Raw genomic sequence first — 1,869 nt, 5'->3', positions numbered from 1 at the left:
TCCAATTGAGGACATTGAACCGGCAGTTGCCCGATTGCGACGTGTCTGGACTTGAATGGGAGAGAAGGGAGCACATATGGCTGGAGGAGAGCATGTCAATCACCGAGAACGAATGCGACAGCGTTTCTTGGAACATGGATTGGATAACTTTGCAGATCATGAAGTGTTGGAATTATTGCTGTTTTATGCTATTCCGCGTGGCGATGTCAACCCATTGGCACATCGCCTCATTGACTCGTTTGGTTCGTTGGCCAATGTATTAGAGGCAGAAACAGAAGATTTATGTCGCGTAGAGGGGATGGGAACCAAGACCGCGGCTTTTCTGCGGATGCTGCCGCCAATGTTTCGACGCTATCAGACCTCGAAATTACAGGGTTCGGTTTTTAATACAACGGAAAAAGTGGCGGAATATTTGCTGAGATATTATATCGGACGCCCACGAGAACAGCTGTCGGCCGTCTTGTTAGACAATCAATGCAGATTGATTCGGATTTGTGATATTGCAGAGGGCAGTACGACTTCTGTTCACATCAATATACGCAAACTAATTCAGTGCGTTTTGCAGTATAATGCTGCGCATGTCATCTTAGCACATAATCATCCGCGCGGCCGCTGTTCTCCGTCGCGTGCGGATATTGTTCAGACATCTACAATCCGAGAGATGCTGAAGAACATCGATGTTCGGCTGGTCGATCATATCATTATTGCAGAAGATCAATGGATCTCATTGGCATCAAGATAAGGATAAGAATAAAAGTACAGAACAAATGTTCGATTTTGTTCTGTACTTTTTTTATGGCGTATGATATACTGAATGAGTATTATACTAAGAAATAGGACAGACTGCGGGAGAATGCGATGGATCATTTTGAATTAGTATCAGAATACAAACCGGCAGGAGATCAGCCGGAAGCCATTCAAAAACTGGCGCAGGGCGTGAAGCTCGGCTTTGAGGAACAGACCTTGCTGGGTGTCACCGGTTCCGGCAAAACGTTTACGATGGCAAATATCATACAAGAAGTGCAAAAGCCGACCTTGGTCTTGGCACACAACAAAACACTGGCAGCACAGCTGTGCTCTGAACTGCGCGAATTCTTTCCGAACAATGCGGTAGAATTTTTTGTCTCTTATTACGATTATTATCAACCGGAAGCGTACATTGCTTCTACAGATACGTATATTGAAAAGGACTCGGCCATCAATGAAGAAATTGAACGGCTGCGGCATTCGGCAACATCTGCCTTGGCAGAACGCAATGATGTCATTATTGTCGCGTCTGTCTCGTGTATTTACTCATTGGGCGACCCGATTGATTATAAAAAGATGGTTATTTCTCTGCGTCCGGGCATGGAGGTACCATATGAATCGCTCATGAAACGGCTGACAGAGATTCAATACGAACGCAACGATATTGCATTCGAGCGAAATCGTTTTCGTGTGCGCGGGGATACGATTGAAATCTGGCCGGTATACACCGATTCCTTTGCTTATCGAGTAGAATTTTTCGGGGATGAAATTGAGCGCATCAGTGAAATCAATCCGCTGACCGGTGAACGGATGCGCGAAGTGCAGCACGCAGCAATTTATCCGGCTTCACATTACGTCACACCGAAGGATAAGATGGAAACTGCGATTCAAGAAATCCGTGAAGAGATGGAACAGCGCGTGGCATGGTTCAAGGACAATGAAAAATTTGTCGAAGCACAGCGCATTGAACAACGCACGCGTTATGACATGGAAATGATGGAAGAAATCGGCTTTTGCAGCGGTATCGAGAACTATTCGCGTGTGCTGTCCGGTCGCAAGCCTGGCTCTGCACCCTACACGTTGATGGATTATTTTCCGAAGGATTTCTTGATGATTATTGAC

Annotated in this window: 2 protein-coding genes; both read left to right on the top strand. The window is 45.8% G+C overall.

The window, feature by feature from the left end; translation table 11 throughout:
* The first annotated feature begins 76 nt into the window (after positions 1 to 76).
* Positions 77 to 742, top strand: a complete 666-nt coding sequence (locus ACR0P9_RS11860; RefSeq protein WP_432620409.1) for a JAB domain-containing protein — start codon at positions 77 to 79, stop codon at positions 740 to 742.
* Between the two features lie 116 nt (positions 743 to 858).
* The coding region (locus ACR0P9_RS11855; RefSeq protein WP_432620407.1) for a DEAD/DEAH box helicase family protein at positions 859 to 1,869 on the top strand (1,011 nt) is incomplete at its 3' end.

The sequence above is a fragment of the Butyricicoccus sp. genome (genome assembly GCF_050872565.1).
Classification (GTDB): Bacteria; Bacillota; Clostridia; order Oscillospirales; family Butyricicoccaceae; genus Butyricicoccus_A.
Note: the sequence above shows the minus strand (reverse complement) of the source record. Positions and strands in the feature narration are given on the sequence as shown.

Coding starts and splice junctions, on each gene's coding strand:
- ACR0P9_RS11860 (WP_432620409.1), top strand. CDS start 77: ATGGCTGGAGGAGAGCATGTCAATCACCGAGAACGAATGCGACAGCGT.